The organism is Ideonella sp. P3_A4 (assembly GCF_056403075.1).
This window is the reverse complement of sequence record NZ_JBFUGE010000714.1, coordinates 1-2831: the sequence shown is the minus strand read 5'-3', so window position 1 is coordinate 2831 and position 2831 is coordinate 1. Positions and strand designations below refer to the sequence as shown.

Below are 2831 nucleotides of genomic sequence, written 5' to 3'. Positions count from 1 at the left end.
GGCGTGGTTCCTCGGCGTGCTGCCGACTTCGGCGCCAGGCCAACATGCCGCGACGACGCCGTCCACTGCGTCGGCCATCAAGCCTACGGCAGCGGCCCCTGCTATGGCTGGTGAGCGCCTGGCTCACGGCGCGCAGGCCGCCGGCAGTGGCGCGAAGGGGTCGTCGGCTGTTCGCTCCAACGAACGCCACGCGGCAGCGCATTCGAAACCTGCGCATGCCGCCCATGCGCTTAGCGGCGATCGCCGGTCGGTCGCTGCCGTCGGCGTCACAGCGGCGTCGACGGAAGTCGCACAACTTCAGCAATCGCCGGACTTGGCGTTGCGCCTGTCGTCGCTGACGGCCCTGCACGCAGCGCAGGAACTGCCATTCGAAGTTCATGTCGGCGCGCCGAGTGAAGAGGCTCCTGGCGCCGCTGCAGATGAACAAGCCGCCGCGGCGCCGCGTGCCGGTCGCTTGCCGGTGCGCGTCCATGTCGAAGGCGACGAGAAGCACTCGACCGTGTGGCTGGGGGTCGATGCCGCCGCGCTGGCGCAACTCCCCGACCTGGCGATGGCCGTTCGCCGCTGGCTGACGCGCGCCGGCTATGGCGAACCCACCTGGATCTGCAACGGCCAGGCACTGAGCTCCGACGAGCTCGCCGAGGGCGCCAGCATCAGCTCCGACATGGCCGACGCCAGCGAGGTTCGCTCGCCGCGGTCCGATACACCCAAGCTCTTTGTGATGAATCAAACCCCTGGAGAAACCGTATGAGTTCCATCGGTGCCGTTGGCTCGACAGCCAGCAACCTGCAATCGTCCAACATCAACATGCAGGACTTCCTGAACATCCTGCTGACCCAGCTGAACTACCAGGACCCGCTGAAGCCGATGGACAACAAGGAGTTCATGGCGCAACTGGCCCAGTTCACGACGCTCGGTCAGACGCAAGAGCTCAATGGCAAGATCGATGCATTGCTGTCGACCCAGGCATCGATGCAATCGGTGGGGCTGCTCGGCAAGTACGTCAGCTTCGACCTGGGCCAAGGCCCGCAAACGGGCGTCGTGACCCAGCTGTCCTGGGCGGGCTCCGTGCCGACGCTGAACGTGTCGATGTCGAACAACCAGAATGTGGCCGTGTCCTTGTCGCAGGTCACTGTGATCAGCACGACCTCGTTGACGAGCCCTTGATACGGATTCAGAAGGGATAAGACATGCTCGACTCCATCTTCATTGGCATGAGTGGCCTGATGAGCTATTCCCGCGGCCTGCGGGTGATCGCCAACAACACGGCCAACATCAACACCCCCGGCTTCAAGGGCGCCTCGCTGCAATTCGGCAATGTCTTCTCGAACGGCCTCGGCAGCGGCAACTGGTCGAACGAGAACGCTGGCGGCGTCGGCCAAGGGGTGACGACCTACTCGACGTCGCTCGACTTTTCGCAAGGCGAGTTGCGCCAGTCCGGCAACGACCTGGACCTCGCCGTCGACGGCGAGGGCTTGTTCACCTTGCACGACAAGCTGGGCAACACGCTGTACACGCGCGACGGCGAGTTCAAGTTCGACCAGGACGGTTTCCTGGTGACCAAGAGCGGCGATGCCAAGGTCGTCGGTCGCGATGCCGACGGGAAGCTGGTCGATGTCAGCCTGTCGGGACTGCGTGTGAACGATCCCAAGCAGACCGAGAAGATCACGTTCGAGGGCAAGCTGATCCTTGCAGCGACGACCGGCACTCCCCCTCCTCCCCCCGCCACCCGTAGCGTGTTCGATGTGCCGGCCATCGACGAGATGGGCAAGGACCACAAGCTCACCGTCGTGTTCGATGAGCAGCCCCCCCTCGGGAACGCCGCCCAATGGAAGGTGACGGTCCGGGACGCCGGGAAGGTGATTGGCGAGGGCATGTTGATGTTCGTCGGCGCGAACATTGATTCGGCCCACGCTCAGGTCACGATCGATCACCCCTTCGGCGACAAGTCGACGAAGTTGGTCCTGGATTTCAACAATCCTGAAGTGAAGTGCCTTGCCTCCGGACAAGGCGATGCGAGCTTGACCCACAAGACCCAGGACGGCCACCTTGCCGGTGACCTGACTCAGGTCACCTTCGACGCCGATGGCGTGATGAACCTGAAATACTCCAACGGCCAGACCGCCAAGGGGGCGCGCCTGCAACTGGGCCGGTTCCAGTCGGCGGACGCGATCCGCTCCACCGGCGACAACCTGTTCGAGCCGGTCGACGCGGCCAAGTGGGAATTCGGCAGTGCGCAGACGGGCGCATTCGGCGCGATCAAGTCCAAGGTGATCGAGATTTCCAACGTCGACCTGTCTTCCGAGTTCAGTGACCTCGTGATCATGCAGCGCGGCTACCAGGCTTCGTCGCAGGTGGTGTCGACCGCCAACGAGATGCTGCAGGAACTGTTCTCGCTGAAGGGACGCTGAGGTGTCGACATCGGCTGAGATCCGCGCTCTGTGCTGGCGCAGCGAAGCAGAGCTGGCCGAGTTGGGTCGGGGTATGCAAGCTGCATTGGCAACCTGGGCGGCTGCATGGGGCTTGTCGGCTGACGCCGTGCGCTGCCGGAACGCCTGGGAGGCGGCGTCCGTCGACGCATCGTGGTCGGCCCTCGCGGTCGATGCGACGGGGAGCGCCAACGTCTGGTGGAACGTCGAGACCGGCGGCTTGAGCCTGGCGCTCTTTGGCGAGCCGCAACGCACAGCCGCTGCGCCGCAAGCCGCGGCACCTGTGGCCAAGGGCGTCGCGTTCGACGCGGTGGCGGCGCTTCGCACGGCCATCGTCGACGTCATGGGATGGCGTGTTGCAGACGAGGCCGCCGCGGTTTCCTCGCCATCGCAGCCCAAGGC

The 2831-nt window shown here is 64.7% G+C and carries 4 protein-coding genes; all 4 read left to right on the top strand.

Annotation, left to right across the window (positions count from 1 at the left end; genetic code table 11):
* The coding region (locus tag AC1DYI_RS31635; protein WP_477208076.1) for a hypothetical protein at positions 1-751 on the top strand (751 nt) is incomplete at its 5' end.
* Complete coding sequence (locus AC1DYI_RS31630; protein ID WP_477208075.1) at positions 748-1167, top strand: flagellar hook assembly protein FlgD; 420 nt, start codon at positions 748-750, stop codon at positions 1165-1167. The genes AC1DYI_RS31635 and AC1DYI_RS31630, both read left to right, overlap by 4 nt.
* Before the next feature lie 23 nt (positions 1168-1190).
* On the top strand, positions 1191-2411 hold the full coding sequence (locus AC1DYI_RS31625; RefSeq protein WP_477208074.1) for a flagellar hook protein FlgE: 1221 nt from the start codon (positions 1191-1193) through the stop codon (positions 2409-2411).
* Position 2412: 1 nt separating this feature from the next.
* On the top strand, positions 2413-2831 hold a 419-nt coding region (locus tag AC1DYI_RS31620; protein ID WP_477208073.1), incomplete at its 3' end, for a hypothetical protein.

What these genes read in the sequence shown, in the direction of transcription:
- AC1DYI_RS31630 (WP_477208075.1), top strand. Translation starts at nt 748, where the DNA reads ATGAGTTCCATCGGTGCCGTTGGCTCGACAGCCAGCAACCTGCAATCG.
- AC1DYI_RS31625 (WP_477208074.1), top strand. Translation starts at nt 1,191, where the DNA reads ATGCTCGACTCCATCTTCATTGGCATGAGTGGCCTGATGAGCTATTCC.